Source organism: Pseudomonas sp. (genome assembly GCF_049590575.1).
GTDB lineage: Bacteria > Pseudomonadota > Gammaproteobacteria > Pseudomonadales > Pseudomonadaceae > Aquipseudomonas.
The window spans coordinates 1-15,957 of the sequence record NZ_JBAWDE010000132.1; the positions used below are offsets into that span (position 1 = coordinate 1).

Below are 15,957 nucleotides of genomic sequence, written 5' to 3' on the forward strand. Positions count from 1 at the left end.
ATGTGGGAGCGGGCTTGCTCGCGAAAGCAGTGTGTCATTCACCGCATTTGTTGGCTGACCCAGCGCATTCGCGAGCAAGCCCGCTCCCACATAGACCGCGTTTACTCAGCGGCGGAGGGCGGGGCCAAACGCGCTTCCAGCTCAGTCACCTTCGCCTCCAGGCTCTCCAGCCGCGCACGCGTGCGGGCCAGCACCACCATTTGGCTATCAAACTCTTCGCGGCTGACCAGGTCAAGCTTGCTGAAACCACTTTGCAGCAAGGCCTTGAATTGGCTTTCGATTTCGTTGCGGGGCAGCGGGGTCTCGCCGCTGAACAGGCGAGAGGCGTGGCCGCTCAGGGCGTCGAGGAGGTCTTTGGGCGCGAGCATGGGAAATATTCCGGAAAACTGTTGGCCGGCAGTGTATCACGCAGCGTCTATAGTCTTTTTCACGGCCTGCGGCGCACGCTTTTCGCGCAAGGGGGCGGGCGACGGCGCACCGTTTTTGTGCGCATTGCATTCGCCAATCATGCCCGAAGGTGGGCATAAGTGAACAAAGGACTGATTTCAGTGATTTTTACGGAGCTGGCAAGGTTTCTGCTTAGACGATCATGACCCATGCACTGATGCAGTCGCTGTGACGAATGCAGTGCGCCGACGGATCAGGGGTACAGGTTTCGTCACCAGTGGTTCGCTGGCGTTGCGAGGCAACTGTCCTGCGACGACGCGTTACAAAGCCAGGCACTGCGCTTAGACTTGAGACGGGTTTGTTTTCCTGGGGCAAGTCCACCAATTCGGGAGAGAGTTTTCATGAAGCTAGTCACTGCCATCATCAAGCCGTTCAAGTTGGACGATGTACGCGAGTCGTTGTCCGAGATCGGCGTGCAGGGCATTACCGTTACTGAGGTCAAAGGCTTCGGTCGGCAGAAGGGTCACACCGAGCTGTATCGCGGCGCGGAATACGTGGTCGATTTCCTGCCGAAGGTGAAGATTGATGTCGCCATTGACGACAAGGATCTTGACCGGGTTATCGAGGCGATAACCAAGGCCGCCAACACCGGCAAGATCGGTGACGGCAAGATCTTCGTGGTCAATCTGGAACAGGCTATTCGCATCCGTACCGGCGAAACCGATACCGACGCAATCTAAGCCGCCAAACCCCAACGCCCCAGGAGAAAACAATATGACTCTGCGTAAATTCGCAGGGCTCGGAGCCCTGTTGTCCATCGTAATGCCAAGCCTGGCCATGGCGGCAGACGAAGTGGCTGCTCCAGTCCTCAACTCCGGCGACACCGCCTGGATGCTGACCGCCACCGCATTGGTGCTGTTCATGACCATTCCCGGCCTGGCGCTGTTCTACGGCGGTATGGTCCGCTCCAAAAATATTCTGTCGGTGATGATGCAATGCTTCGCCATCACCGGCCTGATCAGCATCCTGTGGGTTGTTTACGGTTACAGCATCGCGTTCGATACCACGGGTATGGAACAGGGCGTGGTCAACTTCAATTCCTTCTTCGGCGGCATGGGCAAGGCATTCCTGGCGGGTGTGACCCCGGCCAGTATCACTGGTCCTGCGGCGCTGTTCCCGGAAGCCGTGTTCATCACCTTTCAGATGACCTTCGCCATCATCACCCCGGCGCTGATCGTCGGCGCGTTTGCCGAGCGCATGAAGTTCTCCGCGATGCTGATCTTCATGGGTATCTGGTTCACCCTGGTTTACGCGCCGATCGCACACATGGTCTGGAGCGGCAACGGTGGTCTGATGTGGGACTGGGGCGTGCTGGACTTCGCCGGCGGCACCGTGGTGCACATCAACGCCGGTGTGGCTGGCCTGGTGGCGTGCATCGTGCTCGGCAAGCGTAAAGGCTTCCCGACCACCCCAATGGCACCTCACAACCTGGGTTACACCCTGGTCGGCGCGGCCATGCTGTGGATCGGCTGGTTCGGCTTCAACGCCGGTTCCGCTGCTGCGGCCAACGGCACCGCCGGTATGGCGATGCTGGTGACTCAGATCGCTACCGCTGCTGCGGCGCTGGGCTGGATGTTCGCCGAGTGGATCACCCACGGTAAGCCAAGCGCTCTGGGCATTGCCTCGGGTGTGGTCGCCGGCCTGGTTGCGGTGACTCCGGCTGCTGGCACCGTGGGCCCCATGGGCGCCCTGGTGATCGGCCTGGTTGCCGGTGTGATCTGCTTCTTCTGCGCCACCAGCCTCAAGCGCAAGCTGGGCTACGACGACTCCCTGGACGCGTTCGGCGTGCACGGTATCGGCGGTATCGTCGGTGCGATTCTCACCGGTGTGTTCGCAGCCCCTGCTCTGGGCGGCTTCGGCACCGTGACCGACATCGCTGCACAAGTCTGGATCCAGTGCAAAGGCGTCGGTTTCACGGTGATCTACACCGCTATCGTGACCTTCATCATCCTCAAGGTGCTGGACATGGTCATGGGCCTGCGGGTTACCGAAGAGGAAGAGGCTGTGGGCCTCGACCTGGCGCAACACAACGAACGTGGCTACAACTTGTAAGTACGCGTAAAAAAGATGCCCGGCTTGCCGGGCATTTTTTTGTCTTGTGTTTGTCAGTCATAACAAGCTGTGTCGGTTTTTGCGCAAAGTTTGTGATGCTGCGCACACGGCACTTTCCAGCGTGCGAATGTCTTACAGCCATGTAGGCGTATTGGCACTTTGTTTTTTCCCTGAGCGCGCTAGAATGCGCGCCGATGGGCGGAGAACTGTATGTGGCAACAGACCTTGATTACCCTGCGGGCCAAGCCCCGGGGCTTTCACCTGGTGACGGACGAGTTGCTTGCCGGCCTGCCTGAATTGAAGGCGTGCCGTGTAGGTCTGTTGCACCTGTGGTTACAGCACACCTCGGCCTCGTTGACCGTCAACGAGAATGCCGACCCGGCGGTTCGTCGTGACTTCGAGCGTTTCTTCAATTCGCTGGTGCCGCAAGGCCGGGCAGGATTCGAGCACAACGACGAAGGCCCGGATGACCTGCCGGCGCACTTCAAGGCCAGTCTCCTGGGCTGCCAGCTGAGTTTGCCGGTGAAGGCCGGCCGCTTGGCGATGGGGACCTGGCAAGGTGTTTATCTGGGCGAGCACCGTGATCATGGCGGTGCTCGTAAAGTCCTCGCCACCTTGCACGGTGATGGGGCATAAGCCACTGGAACTCCTGTGGATGTTGATTTTTTTCCGGCGACCTCGACAGAGGGTGAAGCTGGGCTATAACTAATCTGCTTTTCGCAAGTCATGAGGTAGAACATGAGCGACGATGATCTGGAAAACGACGAACTGGAAGTAGGTGACGAAGAAGACACCGAAGAAGGTCTTGAAGCGGCGGCGGAAGACGTTGCTGACGACGACGGTGGCGATGATGCACCTGCTCCGGCAGCTAAAGGCAAGGCCAAGGCCGCGGTCTCGGTAGACGAGCTGCCGAGCGTTGAAGCCAAGAACAAAGAGCGCGATGCGCTGGCCCGTGCGATGGAAGAATTCCTCGCTAAAGGCGGTAAAGTGCAGGAAGTCGAGGCTAACGTGGTGGCCGACCCACCGAAGAAGCCGGATAACAAGTACGGCAGCCGACCTATCTGAGGTCAGCCACCTGCTTGCACGAAAAAGCCCGCCGTCGCTGCGGGCTTTTTCATGGCTGAATAAATGCTCATGGTTCGCCGCATACCAATGTGGGAGGGGGCTTGCCCCCGATTGCAGTGTGTTAGCCAGCAAAGCTGATACTGATACACCGCCATCGGGGGCAAGCCTCCTCCCACATTTGGATCTTTAGTGTCACTGCCATTTGCGCAGCAAAGGCGGCAACTCCGTCAGGTTACGAATCTCCGCATCCGGGCGCTTGTCCGCATCCCAGGCTTTGCCCGTCGGATTGAACCATACCGCCCGCAGCCCAGCTTGCTGGGCCCCGGCGATGTCATCGCCGGGGTGGTCGCCGACGTGCACTGCCGAACTGGCATCGACCCCGGCACGCTGCAAGGCTTCCTGAAACACTCGCGCATCCGGCTTGGCAATCCCGATATCTTCGGCGCGCAGGGCAAAGTGAAAATAGTCCGCCAGGCCTACGCGCTGCACGTCGGCATTGCCATTGGTGATAACTCCCAGCAAAAAATGCTGGCGCAGCGCCTGGAGCATCGGCTCGGCCTCAGGAAAGGGCGTGAGCTGGTGCCGCGCATGAATAAACGCTTCGTAGCACACGTCGGCCATCTGCGTGGCCTCGGGTTGTGGATAACCGGCCTCTTCAAACGCGTGCAGCAGCACCCGGTGGCGCAACAGGCTGATGCGATGTTTCAGCTCGGGATGACGCTGCAACACCTGTTGGCGCAGGCTCGCAAAATGCTCCAGGGGCAGGTCGCCGACCTTGGATGCATTAATCGCCAGCCATTCGCGCATCGACGCTTCGGCGCTGATGATGACGGGTACGTTGTCCCAGAGTGTGTCGTCGAGGTCGAAGGTGATCAGCTTGATACTCATGAGTCGCCGCCCTTGATGCGTTTGGCCCGTGGATGGGCGCTGTCGTACACCGTTGCGAGGTGCTGGAAATCCAGATGGGTATAGATCTGCGTGGTCTTGATGTCGGAGTGGCCGAGCAGCTCCTGCACGGCGCGCAGGTCCTGGGACGACTCCAGCATATGGCTGGCGAATGAATGTCGCAGCATGTGCGGGTGCAGGTTTTGCCCTAGCTCGCGCTCGCCGGCAGCCTTGACCCGTACCTGAATCGCCCGTGGCCCGAGGCGCCGGCCTTGCTGGCTGACAAACACCGCATCGTCCACCGGGTTGGTCAAGAGGCGCAGGGGCAACCAGCGCTGCAAGGCTTCCCGGGCTTTCCTGCCCACCGGCAGCACGCGGGTCTTGCTGCCCTTGCCGAGCACTTGCACCAGGCCGTCCGCCAGGTCCAGTTGGTCGAGGTTCAAGCCGGTCAGTTCCGACAGGCGCAGGCCGGAGGAGTAGAACAGCTCCAGAATCGCCTGATCGCGGTGGGCCAGGAAATCGTCCTCCACGGCGCCATCGAGCAGCTGCAGCGTGCGGTCGGTGTCCAGGGTCTTGGGCAGGCGCCGTTCGCCTTTGGGCGGGGCCAGGCCATTGGCCGGGTCGTGGTCACACAGGCCTTCACGGTTCAGATACTGATACAGGCCGCGAACCGCCGACAGCAGGCGCGACAGGCTGCGCGAGGACTGCCCGGCCTGGTGCAGGCGCGCGATCAGGCTGCGCAGGCTCTGGATATCCAGGGCCTTCCAGCTGCTGATCTGTTGTTTCTCGCAGTACCCCAGGACCTTGTTCAAGTCCCGTCGGTAGGCCTCCAGGGTATGGGGCGACACCTGGCGCTCGTTGCGCAGGTGAGCGCAATAAGCGTCCAGTTGCCGTTCCATGACTAGCGCACCGCGCGCAAGGCAGTGGTAAAGCGCGGCAGCACGCGGCCCAGCACTTCGGCGATGTAGGTCAGGAACAACGTGCCCACCGAGCTTTTGTAGTGCTGAGGATCGCGGCTGGCGATGGCAAGCACGCCATGCAGGCCTTGATGGCTGAGGGCAACCACGGCAGTGGAGCCGATCTGCTTGCGCTGTTCGGCGCCAAACAGGAAGTCCAGCTCATGCTCGCGCAAGGTGCCGCTGATGGTCTTGCCCTCGGAGAGCAGGCCGCCGATTGCGGTTTGCGCGTCGCCGCCGCTGACCCAGCGCCCCACGGGCATCGGGTTGTCGCTGAACAGGATCAGGCTGACAAAGGGCACCTGGAAGTCCTGGCGCAGGCTGTCTTCCACGGCGATCACCGTTTCTTCCAGGCTGGTGGCGTCCATCAATGTAAGAATCAGGCGGCGGGTCTTGTCAAAAAGGCGGTCGTTGTCGCGGGCTACGTCCATCAACTGCGAGAGCCGATGGCGCATCTCGATATTGCGCTCGCGCAGAATCTTCATCTGCCGCTCCACCAGCGACACGGTATCGCCGCGCTGGTGGGGGATGCGCAGGGCCGGCAGCAGTTCTTCGTGGTCGACGAAAAAGTCCGGATTAGCCTCAAGGTACGCCGCGACAGCAGCGGCCTCCAGACTTTCAATCGGGTTCGCTTGTGCGGGTACTTGAGGCTTATCGGTCATTAGCTTTGCTCACTCATAGACGGACCTGTCCTTCGTATACGCGCGAGGCCGGCCCGGTCATCATCACCGGGTGGCCAGGGCCTGCCCATTCGATGGACAGGCGTCCACCGGGCAGGTCGATCAGCAGCGGCGAATCCATCCACCCCTGGCTGATCGCGGCCACGGCAGCGGCGCAAGCACCGGTGCCGCAGGCCTGGGTTTCGCCGGCGCCGCGTTCCCACACACGCAATTGCGCGCGGGTACGGTCGATCACCTGCAGGAAGCCCACGTTGACCCGTGCCGGAAAGCGCGGGTGGTGTTCGATCTTCGGCCCCAATTCATGCACGGGGGCGTTATTGATATCGTTGACCCGCAGCACCGCATGGGGGTTGCCCATGGACACGGCGGCGATATCGACGGTCTGGCCATCAACGTCCAGTGCGTAATGGCTGGCCTGCTCGGTGGCCTGGAACGGAATATCCGCCGGCACCAGGCGTGGCGCGCCCATGTTGACGCTGATCTGGCCGTCGCTGCGGATATCCAGCTCGATCACGCCGCCCTTGGTCTCGACGCGAATCTGGCGTTTGGCCGTCAGGCGCTTGTCCAGCACAAAGCGCGCGAAGCAGCGCGCACCGTTGCCGCACTGCTCCACTTCGGAACCGTCGGAGTTGAAGATCCGATAACGGAAATCCACTTCCGGGTTGCTCGGCGCCTCGACCAGCAGCAATTGGTCGAAGCCGATACCGGTGTGGCGGTCGCCCCACTGTTTAGCGTGTTTGGGCAGGATGTGCGCGTGCTGGCTGACCAGGTCGAGGACCATGAAATCGTTGCCCAGCCCGTGCATCTTGGTAAAACGCAGCAGCATGGCTTACTCCGGCAGCAGGCTTTCGCCAGCATACAACTCGGCTACCGTCTCGCGGCGACGCACTTCAAACGCTTGATCACCGTCCACCAGCACCTCGGCGGTACGTCCGCGGGTGTTGTAGTTGGAACTCATGACAAACCCGTAGGCACCAGCCGAATGCACGGCCAGCAGATCGCCTTCCTCCAGCGCAAGCTGACGCTCCTTGGCGAGGAAGTCGCCGGTCTCGCAGATCGGGCCGACGATGTCATAGGCGCGCGCTTCGCCATCGCGAGGCGTCACGGCGGTGACATTCATCCAGGCCTGGTACAGCGCCGGGCGGATCAGGTCGTTCATCGCCGCGTCGACGATGGCGAAATCCTTGTGCTCGGTGTGCTTGAGGTACTCCACCTGGGTCAGCAGCACGCCGGCGTTGGCAACGATATAGCGGCCCGGCTCGAACATCAGCGTCAGGTCACGGCCTTCGATGCGCTCGCGCACGGCCTTTATGTAGTCAGCGATCAGCGGCGGCTCTTCGTCGCGATAGCGCACGCCCACACCACCACCGAGGTCGATGTGGTGCAGGTAGATGCCGCATTCGCCGAGACGATCGACCAGCGCCAACAGGCGGTCGAGCGCATCGAGGAACGGCGGCAGGGTGGTCAGTTGCGAGCCGATATGGCAGTCGATACCCAGCACTTCCAGGTTCGGCAGCTGGGCGGCGCGGATGTACACGTCCTCCGCGTCGGCGATGGCGATGCCGAACTTGTTCTCTTTGAGACCGGTGGAAATGTACGGGTGGGTACCGGCGTCGACGTCCGGGTTGACGCGCAGGGAGATCGGCGCGCGAACGCCCATTTCGGCCGCGACTGCCTGCAGGCGCTCCAGCTCATCGGTGGATTCGACGTTGAAGCAATGCACACCGACTTCGAGGGCGCGGCGCATGTCTTCGCGGCTCTTGCCAACGCCGGAAAACACGATTTTTTCCGGCTTGCCGCCCGCAGCCAGTACACGTTCCAGCTCGCCACGGGAGACGATGTCAAAACCAGCGCCCAAGCGCGCCAGGACATTCAGTACACCCAGGTTGGAGTTGGCCTTGACCGCGTAGCAGACCAGGCTCGGCGTGCCTTCCAGTGCATCGGCAAAGCTGCGGTACTGGGCTTCGATGTGAGCACGCGAGTACACGTAGGTCGGGGTGCCAAAGCGCTCGGCAATCGCGGACAGCGCCACGCCTTCCGCGAACAGCTCGCCGTCCCGGTAGTTAAAAGCGTCCATGGGGTTCCCTTAGTAGGTGTCGTGCTTGTGCGCTTTGGCCGGCTTTTGCGACGATTGCGCCTGTTCATTCGGGTCTTTGCTGTCATCGGGCAGGTACAGCGGGCCTTTTTGACCACAGGCACTAACGAGGCAGGCGACCGCGACGAGCGCAGCAAGGGAAGAGATCAGGCGCTTCATGGCGAAATCCTTGAATATGCATTAATTGCGCCCGAGTATACCGACCACCTGCCAGATTGCCTATGCGCTGGAATACCCGTCTGGCGGGGGCTTGCCGAGACGGTCGGGAAAAGTCCTACGCTGTGTGTGGAAGTTTGATTCCGTCAGTCGTGATCAAATCGGTATCCTTTGCAATCGGCGTGGCTCGCCCGTATCGTGCGGCGCTTGAGCAAAGCCAGACATTTTTGAGGTTGCCACAATGAGTTTGACCGAAGCCCGTTTTCACGACCTGGTGGATGCGACCCAGCAGGCGCTGGAAGATATTTTCGACGACAGCGGCCTGGACGTGGACCTGGAAAACTCCGCCGGCGTGCTGACGGTCAAGTTCGAGAATGGCACTCAACTGATCTTCAGTCGCCAGGAACCATTGCGTCAGCTGTGGCTGGCCGCACGCTCAGGTGGTTTTCACTTCGATTACAACGAAGAAGACAACAATTGGCAGTGCGATACCAGCGATGAGCTGTTGAGCGAAATGCTCACCCGTCTCGTCCAGGAGCAAGCCGGCGCCGAGCTGGATTTCGACGAGATTTGACCGTGACCCAGCCCGCACCCGTTCGCCCGCCCAAGCCGCTGTTCAGCAATGTCAGCCCGGCGGTGCCGTCACCTTGTATCAGTTTGTGTCGCCTGGACGAGCAGAAAGTCTGTCTCGGCTGCTTCCGCCACGTGGAAGACATCCGGGAATGGCGCTCCGCCGACGATGCCCGGCGCCGAGTGATCTGCGCCCAGGCCGAGCAACGCCGGGCGCGCGCCTGAGGCCACCTTGTTTATTTGTGACGCTGTGGTAGTGTCCGGCTACGCCTCAACTCATCGAGGCCCGTGAGAACCCCGCCTTTTCCTGGCGGGGTTTTGCTTTTTTGTGCAGAAAAAAGGAGTCTGCCTGAATCATGACCACCGCACCGTCCATCATCCTCACCCGCCTTGACGTGCAGCGTCTGGAGCAACTGATCGACCGCTTGGGCGACGAAGCTCCGGGCGTCGAAGCATTGCAAGCCGAACTCGACCGCGCCGAAGAAGTGGTTGGCCACGATGAAGTGCCTGCGGGTGTCGTGACCATGAACTCCAGCGTGCATTGCCGTGAGCAAGGCAGCGGCAAGGACTATCACCTGACCCTGGTCTACCCCAAGGACGCCAATGCCGATGAAGGCAAGATCTCGATCCTGGCACCGGTGGGCAGCGCGTTGCTCGGCCTGCAAGTGGGCCAGCACATCGACTGGCCGGCGCCTGGCGGCAAGACCTTGAAACTTGAGTTGCTCAGCGTTGAAGGCCACCCAAAGGACGGCGGGCCTTTCGCCCTCTAGATCTGGCTCAGCGCCTCATTCAGCGACAGCTCCAACTCAGCCTTGTAGCGCAGGTAGAGATTGCTTGGGCTTTGCACATCACCGAGCAGGCCGGACAGGTCCAGGTCGGTGATGTAGCAGCGGTAACGCTCGGCTTCGCGGCGTTGCCCGACGATCTCCTGGGCGACCACCGCAAACAGCTGGTCGCCAAACTCCAGTTCGGAAAACTCCCGCTGATTGCAGTACAGGGTAATGCCCACCTGGCCCGGTGCGGCCTTGCCGATAATCGCCTGCACGTCATAGAACGGTTTATTTGCCGGGTTCAGCGGTGCCGGTCGTGGCTCGATGCCGCGTGCGCGATGGCTGCCCGACGGCAGCAGTTGGTAGTACAAGGTTTGCACTTCGCCCAGGGGAAGTTGCGGGTCCAGCGGTGACAGCGCGTCGCGGCGATAAATGATTGATTGCAGGAAGCGCTGCAAAGGCGCCAACAGGCTTTGCTCGTCATGGAACGGCAAGCGTTGCTGCCAGAGCGCGTTGAATTCATCCAGCACGTACAGCTCGGCGAAGCCTTCGTTGACCCGGTAGAACACTTGCACGCAATCTGGCTGGCCCATCGGCAGCAACAGCGCCAGGTCGTGGTCTTCCAGGGCCATGGCGTCCAGGTGCAGCGGGCTGTAGCTCGCCAGCTCTTCGCTGAGGTAGGCGACCAGCGCGTCCTGGGTTGCCAGCGATACATGGGTGGCCTGGCCTGGCACCAGTTCGATCACGTGATAGTGCTGCTGCACCTGGAGCAAATAGCGGTGATTGCCCTGGGCCAGCAACAGGTTCTGCGCGGTGTCGAAGATTTCTTCGACGCGCTGGGCAATGAACTGCGCACGGTTGTGACAGAAGCAGTGCACTCGCAACCGCGGCAGGTGATCCGGCGGCAGCTGGTTGAGGTAGTCGCGCAGGCAGTCGAGCAGCGCGTGGGGGCCGTCGTAACGGCTGACCATCACCTCGTTCCAGCTATTGAGCGTGACCTGGTCCAGGGTCAGCACCAGGTTGTCGCGCACGCCGGCATAACTCAGTGAGTCGGTGCGCTCGGTGGTCATCAGGATGTTCAGGTCGCGGTGGTGCTTGAGCGGGTCGACGCCGACGTTGATCAGCAACAACACCTCTTCCGGCACCGCCGAGCGCAACAGGCGGTCTTCATCGACGCTCGCAAGGGGCAGGGCGATGGTCTGTTGCAGGCTGCCCAGCAGGTTGAACAGCTCGAATTCGGTCATGTCGCTGACGCCCGGGTGGAGCGCCAGGCGGGTGCTGCTGTCGATCACGCCGTTGCGGTGGCACCAGGTAAGCATTTCCAACAGGTCGCGGCTGCGCTTGATCGGCGCGAAGTGCTCCCATTCCAGGGCTGTGAGGTTGCCGTTGTACAGGCCCCAATGATGCTGGCCGGGCTCCTTGCGATTGGGCGATTGCACCAGGGTCAGGGTGTCTTCGGCCAGGTCCGGGGCGATGCCGGGGTTGATGAACTCGACCTTGCCGGCCTTGCGTTCAAACGCTGCATACAGGCGGCGGCCCAGCACATTGAGGTCGCGCTTGTTGATCAGGCTGACGGTCTGTTCGGTGCGGGCGAACTGGGTCAGGAAGCGATAACTGTAATTCAGCTCGTTGACCAGGGCGCGGCGCTCGGACGCAACCTGGCGCACTTTCCATTGGCTACGGCTGTCCAGCAGCGCCAGCTGGCGCTGGTCCCAGCCCCACTCATGGGCCAGGCGCTCCAGCAGCAACCGTTGCCAGCTGGTGGAGCGCTGGCCGGCGGTGAGCTTGCGGTTGACCTTCAGGTACAGCGCCCGACGCACCAGCTCCAGGCGCTCCGGCTCGTTGCGCGCCTTGAGGTATTCCTCGATGCGCCGGTACACCACGATGTACGGGTCCAGCTCATCCAGGTCCATCTGGTTGGCGAACACCGCGCGCTTGAAGCGCAGGCTCAGGCAGTGCACGTTCGGGTGTTCGCTGGCGTAGACCTCGGTCAGCAGCAACTTGAGCACCGACTTGTAGGGCGACTCGATGCCCTTGAACAATTGCCACAGCCCGGCGCCGATGAACTCGCCTGGCGGGATGCGCGCCAGGTGGCCGAGGTCGAGGGTTTCGTCGGCGCGGATAAAGCGCTTGGAAATCAGCGTGTGGGTGAATTCGGCATACCGGCTTTCTTCATACACCGGCACCAGCCACCAGATCGGCGTGCGCCCGGCCAGCCAGATGGCGGTGCGGTAGAACTCGTCCAGCAACAGGTAATGCTGGGTGGTGCCGCAGTCGTCCGAGCTGAGCTGGGTGTCGCGCTCGCCGAGCACAAAGCGCGTCGGCTCGATCAGGAAGAAGTGCGCCTCGGCGCCCATGCTCAGGGCCCAGGCTTCGAGTAACTGGCATTTCTTGCGCAACTCGGCCAGCGCGTTTTCGTCGAGGTCCGGCGCGTGGCACACCCACACGTCCATATCGCTCTGGTCTGCCTGGGCCAGGGTGCCGAGGCTGCCCATCAGGAACAGACCATGAATCGGCCGCGGCGGGTTGCCATGGCGTGGTTTGTAGGAGAACGAGCGCGTCAGGCGCTGGGCTTCGGTCAGGGCCTGGGCGTCGGGTTCGAAATTCGACAGGCCCGCTGGCGTGCTGCCCGAGACATAACCCGGCAGCAGCGGGTGGTTGACGTGAAAAAACAGCGGCAGCAGGGTCAGTACGCTTTGCTGGCGTGGCGTCAGCCCCTCGACAGCCCGGGCCATGCGGCCTTCATTGAGGGCCATGAAACGCGCGCGCAACTGGGCCAGTACCTTGCGGTCGATGCCTTCGTCCAGGTCGGGGCGGATTTCATGGGTGCGGGTCATGTCGAACTCGGTGGCTCGCAGGGCCCGACGTGGGCGGCCGTATCGGAGTTTACAGCCAGTAGCGCAGGAGGTTTAGAGGGAAATTGTTTTTGGCGCCAGAATTTTGTGTCGTCCACGGCAACGCCCTCGGAATCCGCACAGAGCGGACTCCATGGGCGGTATCAGGGATCAGGCAGCTTCTTTGGTGTTGGCGGTGGTAAGGATGGTCAGCAGGGTTTGGGCCTGCTCTGCAGCGTCCCGGCCAAGGCTGGTCAGGTAGCCGCCGTCTGGCTGGTCGATCAGCCCTTTGGCATGCAGGCGTTTGGCAGCGGCAATGGCAGTGGGGGCAGCGGTCTGGTGGACTTTCAGACCCTCCTTGGTGCTGTCCAGCGGGAAGAGTACAAGGATTTCCAGTTCGGCAACCAACTCAGGGGTATACGACATAAGGACTCCAGACTTTCTAAAATTTATTAGAGGCTAGCAGGGCATAAGGTGAACGCACTTTGCCGGGCTGTCCAGTGAGAAAGTCGTGGGTGTTGATATGGCGCATTTTTGTGGCCTGCAAGCGCACTTCCAGACCACGAAAGTGCCCCGATTCAGCTGTTTTCCGGCGGCAACTCGGGCAGTGCGCGCAGGGCTGTTTCGTACCATTCGGTATCGAATGCGCGGTCTTCTTCGAGCATCTTGTCGATTTCCACGGCCAGCACATGGGCCATGAGATTCAGAATATCTTCGCGCTCGTAGCCCACCAGCGTCAGCTTGTTGAACGTGGCTTTGGCGGCAGGCGGGTTGTCGCTTTCGATCTGGTTTTCGATGGCCTGGGTCAGCGTACTTTCGGTGAATTCTTCTTCGTCGTCGTTGTTGATATCGGTCGGCTCGCTCATGGCAGGCTCCTCAAGGAAAGGGCGCCAGTCTACCCCCATTCAGGTGGGTGATGCTGCTGGCAAGGCCGGGCGCGGGGAGCTATAACGCTTGCAGCCAACCCCTTTCCCGGCCTGGAGGCAACCGCAATGCTCAAGCTCTACGGATTTTCGGTCAGCAATTACTACAACATGGTCAAGCTGGCACTGCTGGAGAAGGGGCTGCCTTTCGAAGAGGTACCTTTTTACGCCGGGCAATCCCCTGAGGCGCTGGCCGTGAGCCCGCGCGGCAAGGTGCCGGTGCTGGGTGTGAAGCAGGGTTTTATCAACGAAACCAGCGTGATCCTCGAGTACATCGAGCACACCCAGGAAGGGCCCGCGCTGCTCCCGGCCGAGCCGTTCCAGCGCGCGCAAGTGCTGGCGCTGTGCCGGGAAATCGAGCTGTACATCGAGCTGCCGGCCCGTGCGTGTTTCGCCGAGGCGTTTTTCGGCATGCCGGTGCCGGAGGCGATCAAGGATAAATCCAGGACCGAGCTGTTGCTGGGTTTCGGCTCGCTGGGTAGACACGGCAAGTTTGCGCCGTATGTGGCGGGGGAGAGTTTTACGATTGCCGACCTGTATTTCATGTACAGCGTGAACCTCGCCTGTGGGGTGGGCGAGAAGCTGTTCGGCGTGGATCTGCTGGCGGATATGCCCGAGGCGAAGGCGCTGCTGGAACGCCTGCAGGCCATGCCCAACGCGCAGAAGGTAGCGGCGGACAGGGAAGCGGCGATGCCGGCGTTTATGGCGATGATTGCAGCCAAAAAGTAATCAGCGGGCACAAACAACTGTGGGAGCGGGCTTGCCCGCGAAAGCGGTGTGTCAGTCAATACATAGGGCGACTGGTCTACCGTATTCGCGAGCAAGCCCGCTCCCACACTTTTGACCGCGTAGGTCTGAAGTTTCTTAGCGGCTGGCGAGCAGCGCCTGGCCGCGTACTACAGCAGCCTTCACTTGCGCCGGCGCGGTGCCGCCCACGTGGTTACGGGCGTTCACCGAGCCTTCCAGGGTCAGCACGGCAAACACGTCCTGTTCGATCTGGTCGCTGAACTGGCGCAGTTCTTCCAGGCTCATTTCCGCCAGGTCTTTGCCGGTATCCACGCCGTATTTCACCGCATGGCCGACGATTTCGTGGCAGTCACGGAACGGCAGGCCGCGGCGTACGAGGTAGTCCGCCAGGTCGGTGGCGGTGGAGAACCCACGCAGCGCCGCTTCACGCATGATCGCATGCCTGGGCTTGATCGCCGGGATCATGTCGGCAAACGCACGGAGCGAGTCGCGCAGGGTGTCGGCGGCGTCGAACAGCGGTTCCTTGTCTTCCTGGTTGTCCTTGTTGTAGGCCAGGGGTTGGCCTTTCATCAGGGTCAGCAGGCCCATCAAGGCGCCGAATACACGGCCGCTCTTGCCACGCACCAGCTCAGGCACGTCGGGATTTTTCTTTTGCGGCATGATCGAGCTGCCGGTGCAGAAGCGGTCCGGCAGGTCGATGAACTGGAATTGCGCACTGGTCCACAACACCAGTTCTTCGGAGAAGCGCGACAAGTGCATCATCGCGATGCTGGCCGCGGCGCAGAATTCGATGGCGAAGTCTCGGTCCGACACGCCGTCCAGGGAGTTGCCGCCCACAGCGTCGAAACCCAGCAGTTGCGCGGTGTACTCGCGGTCGATCGGGTAGGTGGTGCCGGCCAGCGCAGCGCTGCCCAACGGCATGCGATTGGCGCGCTTACGGCAATCCACCAGGCGCTCGTAGTCGCGGCTGAGCATTTCGAACCAAGCCAGCAGGTGGTGACCGAAGGTCACGGGCTGCGCGGTTTGCAGGTGTGTGAAGCCAGGCATGATGGTGTCCGATTCACGCTCGGCCTGTTCCAGCAGACCTTTTTGCAGGCGGGTGATTTCGGACAGGATCAGGTCGATTTCATCACGCAGCCACAGGCGGATATCGGTGGCCACCTGGTCGTTACGGCTGCGGCCGGTGTGCAGCTTCTTGCCGGTCACGCCGATGCGGTCGGTGAGGCGGGCCTCGATGTTCATGTGCACGTCTTCCAGGTCGACGCGCCAGTCGAACGTACCGGCTTCGATTTCACCGCGGATGGTGGTCAGGCCGTCGATGATGCTGTCGCGCTCGGCGTCGGTCAGCACGCCGACCTTGGCCAGCATCGTCGCGTGGGCAATCGAGCCCATGATGTCGTGGCGGTACAGGCGCTGGTCGAAGGTGACGGAGGCGGTGAAGCGGGCGACGAAGGCGTCGACGGGTTCACTGAAGCGGCCGCCCCAGGACTGGTTGGTCTTGTCGGTGCTCATGGATTCGCTCGTGATCTGCTTATAGAGAGGCATGGAAGTGTGCGGGCGATAATAGCAGGGTTGCCCGTGGAGGCGGTGCTGCGGGTGGACGGCATTTTTATTTGCGCGAAGGGTGGCTAAGTGCCTTGCCGCCGAACGCGTCCGGGAAGAGACTGGAGTCGCAGGCTTATTGAAACGATATTTGACGATTGAGCAATGTCGTCTCTGCCAGCGTCTACAGTTGGACTGATAGTGTGTGAATGCACCAAAGTCGGGTGCTGCGGTC

At 61.5% G+C, this 15,957-nt stretch carries 19 protein-coding genes; 8 read left to right on the forward strand and 11 right to left on the reverse strand.

Going from position 1 to position 15,957, the window contains the following annotated elements; all coding sequences use genetic code 11:
• Positions 1-101: 101 nt before the first annotated feature.
• Positions 102-368 carry an accessory factor UbiK family protein gene (locus WBR57_RS10265; protein ID WP_424083732.1) on the reverse strand — a complete coding sequence of 89 codons (267 nt, stop codon included), beginning with the start codon at positions 366-368 and terminating at the stop codon, positions 102-104.
• A gap of 420 nt (positions 369-788) precedes the next feature.
• On the opposite strand from WBR57_RS10265, the gene glnK reads away from it, so the two are divergent.
• The 4 genes from glnK (at position 789) to sutA (ending at position 3,564) form a co-directional block, all read left to right on the forward strand.
• Positions 789-1,127, forward strand: coding sequence for a P-II family nitrogen regulator (gene glnK, locus WBR57_RS10270; RefSeq protein ID WP_002555808.1), 339 nt, complete (start codon positions 789-791; stop codon positions 1,125-1,127).
• A 34-nt stretch (positions 1,128-1,161) separates the two neighbouring features.
• Positions 1,162-2,499, forward strand: a complete 1,338-nt coding sequence (locus WBR57_RS10275; RefSeq protein ID WP_424083733.1) for an ammonium transporter — start codon at positions 1,162-1,164, stop codon at positions 2,497-2,499.
• 210 nt (positions 2,500-2,709) lie between these two features.
• Positions 2,710-3,135, forward strand: coding sequence for a secondary thiamine-phosphate synthase enzyme YjbQ (locus tag WBR57_RS10280; RefSeq protein WP_071485166.1), 426 nt, complete (start codon positions 2,710-2,712; stop codon positions 3,133-3,135).
• 102 nt (positions 3,136-3,237) lie between these two features.
• Positions 3,238-3,564 (forward strand): transcriptional regulator SutA, encoded by a 327-nt coding sequence (gene sutA, locus WBR57_RS10285; RefSeq protein WP_424083734.1) that lies wholly within the window; start codon positions 3,238-3,240, stop codon positions 3,562-3,564.
• 192 nt (positions 3,565-3,756) lie between these two features.
• Here the strand turns inward: sutA and WBR57_RS10290 are convergent, their stop codons facing one another.
• Genes WBR57_RS10290 through lptM form a run of 6 tightly spaced genes read right to left on the reverse strand, consistent with a single transcriptional unit; the run spans position 3,757 to position 8,339 of the window.
• The gene (locus tag WBR57_RS10290) at positions 3,757-4,452 is read right to left on the reverse strand and encodes an HAD family hydrolase (protein WP_424083735.1); all 696 of its coding nucleotides are present in this window, start codon (positions 4,450-4,452) and stop codon (positions 3,757-3,759) included.
• Positions 4,449-5,348 carry a tyrosine recombinase XerC gene (xerC, locus tag WBR57_RS10295; RefSeq protein ID WP_424083736.1) on the reverse strand — a complete coding sequence of 300 codons (900 nt, stop codon included), beginning with the start codon at positions 5,346-5,348 and terminating at the stop codon, positions 4,449-4,451. Before xerC ends, WBR57_RS10290 begins: the two co-directional genes overlap by 4 nt.
• A gap of 2 nt (positions 5,349-5,350) precedes the next feature.
• Positions 5,351-6,067: a DUF484 family protein gene (locus tag WBR57_RS10300; protein ID WP_424083737.1), complete on the reverse strand. Its 717-nt coding sequence runs from the start codon at positions 6,065-6,067 to the stop codon at positions 5,351-5,353.
• A 13-nt stretch (positions 6,068-6,080) separates the two neighbouring features.
• Positions 6,081-6,911, reverse strand: a complete 831-nt coding sequence (gene dapF, locus WBR57_RS10305) for a diaminopimelate epimerase (RefSeq protein ID WP_424083738.1) — start codon at positions 6,909-6,911, stop codon at positions 6,081-6,083.
• Between the two features lie 3 nt (positions 6,912-6,914).
• Positions 6,915-8,162 (reverse strand): diaminopimelate decarboxylase, encoded by a 1,248-nt coding sequence (lysA, locus tag WBR57_RS10310; protein WP_424083739.1) that lies wholly within the window; start codon positions 8,160-8,162, stop codon positions 6,915-6,917.
• Positions 8,163-8,171: 9 nt separating this feature from the next.
• Positions 8,172-8,339 (reverse strand): LPS translocon maturation chaperone LptM, encoded by a 168-nt coding sequence (gene lptM, locus WBR57_RS10315; RefSeq protein WP_017845169.1) that lies wholly within the window; start codon positions 8,337-8,339, stop codon positions 8,172-8,174.
• A gap of 238 nt (positions 8,340-8,577) precedes the next feature.
• Between lptM and cyaY the strand changes: the two genes are divergently transcribed.
• From cyaY to rnk, 3 genes are all read left to right on the forward strand, one after another.
• Positions 8,578-8,910: an iron donor protein CyaY gene (gene cyaY, locus WBR57_RS10320; RefSeq protein ID WP_424083740.1), complete on the forward strand. Its 333-nt coding sequence runs from the start codon at positions 8,578-8,580 to the stop codon at positions 8,908-8,910.
• Positions 8,911-8,912: 2 nt separating this feature from the next.
• Entirely contained in the window at positions 8,913-9,131 is a 219-nt protein-coding gene (locus tag WBR57_RS10325; RefSeq protein WP_105695997.1) for a DUF1289 domain-containing protein, read from the forward strand.
• A 131-nt stretch (positions 9,132-9,262) separates the two neighbouring features.
• On the forward strand, positions 9,263-9,676 hold the full coding sequence (gene rnk, locus WBR57_RS10330) for a nucleoside diphosphate kinase regulator (protein ID WP_424083741.1): 414 nt from the start codon (positions 9,263-9,265) through the stop codon (positions 9,674-9,676).
• Here the strand turns inward: rnk and WBR57_RS10335 are convergent.
• The 3 genes from WBR57_RS10335 to WBR57_RS10345 all read right to left on the reverse strand — a co-directional run bounded on the left by WBR57_RS10335 (position 9,673) and on the right by WBR57_RS10345 (position 13,376).
• A complete protein-coding gene (locus tag WBR57_RS10335) occupies positions 9,673-12,513 on the reverse strand; it encodes a class I adenylate cyclase (RefSeq protein ID WP_424083742.1) in 2,841 nt (946 codons plus the stop codon). The genes rnk and WBR57_RS10335 overlap by 4 nt on opposite strands.
• A gap of 168 nt (positions 12,514-12,681) precedes the next feature.
• Positions 12,682-12,936 carry a TIGR02647 family protein gene (locus tag WBR57_RS10340; protein WP_014720451.1) on the reverse strand — a complete coding sequence of 85 codons (255 nt, stop codon included), beginning with the start codon at positions 12,934-12,936 and terminating at the stop codon, positions 12,682-12,684.
• Between the two features lie 152 nt (positions 12,937-13,088).
• Entirely contained in the window at positions 13,089-13,376 is a 288-nt protein-coding gene (locus WBR57_RS10345; protein WP_424083743.1) for a hypothetical protein, read from the reverse strand.
• A gap of 126 nt (positions 13,377-13,502) precedes the next feature.
• Here WBR57_RS10345 and WBR57_RS10350 point away from each other — a divergent pair, with 126 nt between their 5' ends.
• Positions 13,503-14,162 carry a glutathione S-transferase family protein gene (locus WBR57_RS10350; protein WP_424083744.1) on the forward strand — a complete coding sequence of 220 codons (660 nt, stop codon included), beginning with the start codon at positions 13,503-13,505 and terminating at the stop codon, positions 14,160-14,162.
• Positions 14,163-14,297: 135 nt separating this feature from the next.
• Here WBR57_RS10350 and argH read toward each other — a convergent pair whose 3' ends face one another.
• Positions 14,298-15,692, reverse strand: a complete 1,395-nt coding sequence (gene argH, locus WBR57_RS10355; protein ID WP_424083745.1) for an argininosuccinate lyase — start codon at positions 15,690-15,692, stop codon at positions 14,298-14,300.
• Between the last annotated feature and the right edge of the window lie 265 nt (positions 15,693-15,957).

Excerpts from the sequence above, each read along its gene's own strand:
- WBR57_RS10280 (WP_071485166.1), top strand. The coding sequence starts at position 2,710 with ATGTGGCAACAGACCTTGATTACCCTGCGGGCCAAGCCCCGGGGCTTT.
- glnK (WP_002555808.1), top strand. The coding sequence starts at position 789 with ATGAAGCTAGTCACTGCCATCATCAAGCCGTTCAAGTTGGACGATGTA.
- lptM (WP_017845169.1), bottom strand. The coding sequence starts at position 8,339 with ATGAAGCGCCTGATCTCTTCCCTTGCTGCGCTCGTCGCGGTCGCCTGC.
- argH (WP_424083745.1), bottom strand. The coding sequence starts at position 15,692 with ATGAGCACCGACAAGACCAACCAGTCCTGGGGCGGCCGCTTCAGTGAA.
- cyaY (WP_424083740.1), top strand. The coding sequence starts at position 8,578 with ATGAGTTTGACCGAAGCCCGTTTTCACGACCTGGTGGATGCGACCCAG.
- lysA (WP_424083739.1), bottom strand. The coding sequence starts at position 8,162 with ATGGACGCTTTTAACTACCGGGACGGCGAGCTGTTCGCGGAAGGCGTG.
- xerC (WP_424083736.1), bottom strand. The coding sequence starts at position 5,348 with ATGGAACGGCAACTGGACGCTTATTGCGCTCACCTGCGCAACGAGCGC.
- WBR57_RS10300 (WP_424083737.1), bottom strand. The coding sequence starts at position 6,067 with ATGACCGATAAGCCTCAAGTACCCGCACAAGCGAACCCGATTGAAAGT.
- WBR57_RS10275 (WP_424083733.1), top strand. The coding sequence starts at position 1,162 with ATGACTCTGCGTAAATTCGCAGGGCTCGGAGCCCTGTTGTCCATCGTA.
- sutA (WP_424083734.1), top strand. The coding sequence starts at position 3,238 with ATGAGCGACGATGATCTGGAAAACGACGAACTGGAAGTAGGTGACGAA.
- WBR57_RS10335 (WP_424083742.1), bottom strand. The coding sequence starts at position 12,513 with ATGACCCGCACCCATGAAATCCGCCCCGACCTGGACGAAGGCATCGAC.
- WBR57_RS10350 (WP_424083744.1), top strand. The coding sequence starts at position 13,503 with ATGCTCAAGCTCTACGGATTTTCGGTCAGCAATTACTACAACATGGTC.
- WBR57_RS10290 (WP_424083735.1), bottom strand. The coding sequence starts at position 4,452 with ATGAGTATCAAGCTGATCACCTTCGACCTCGACGACACACTCTGGGAC.
- WBR57_RS10345 (WP_424083743.1), bottom strand. The coding sequence starts at position 13,376 with ATGAGCGAGCCGACCGATATCAACAACGACGACGAAGAAGAATTCACC.
- WBR57_RS10340 (WP_014720451.1), bottom strand. The coding sequence starts at position 12,936 with ATGTCGTATACCCCTGAGTTGGTTGCCGAACTGGAAATCCTTGTACTC.
- rnk (WP_424083741.1), top strand. The coding sequence starts at position 9,263 with ATGACCACCGCACCGTCCATCATCCTCACCCGCCTTGACGTGCAGCGT.
- dapF (WP_424083738.1), bottom strand. The coding sequence starts at position 6,911 with ATGCTGCTGCGTTTTACCAAGATGCACGGGCTGGGCAACGATTTCATG.
- WBR57_RS10265 (WP_424083732.1), bottom strand. The coding sequence starts at position 368 with ATGCTCGCGCCCAAAGACCTCCTCGACGCCCTGAGCGGCCACGCCTCT.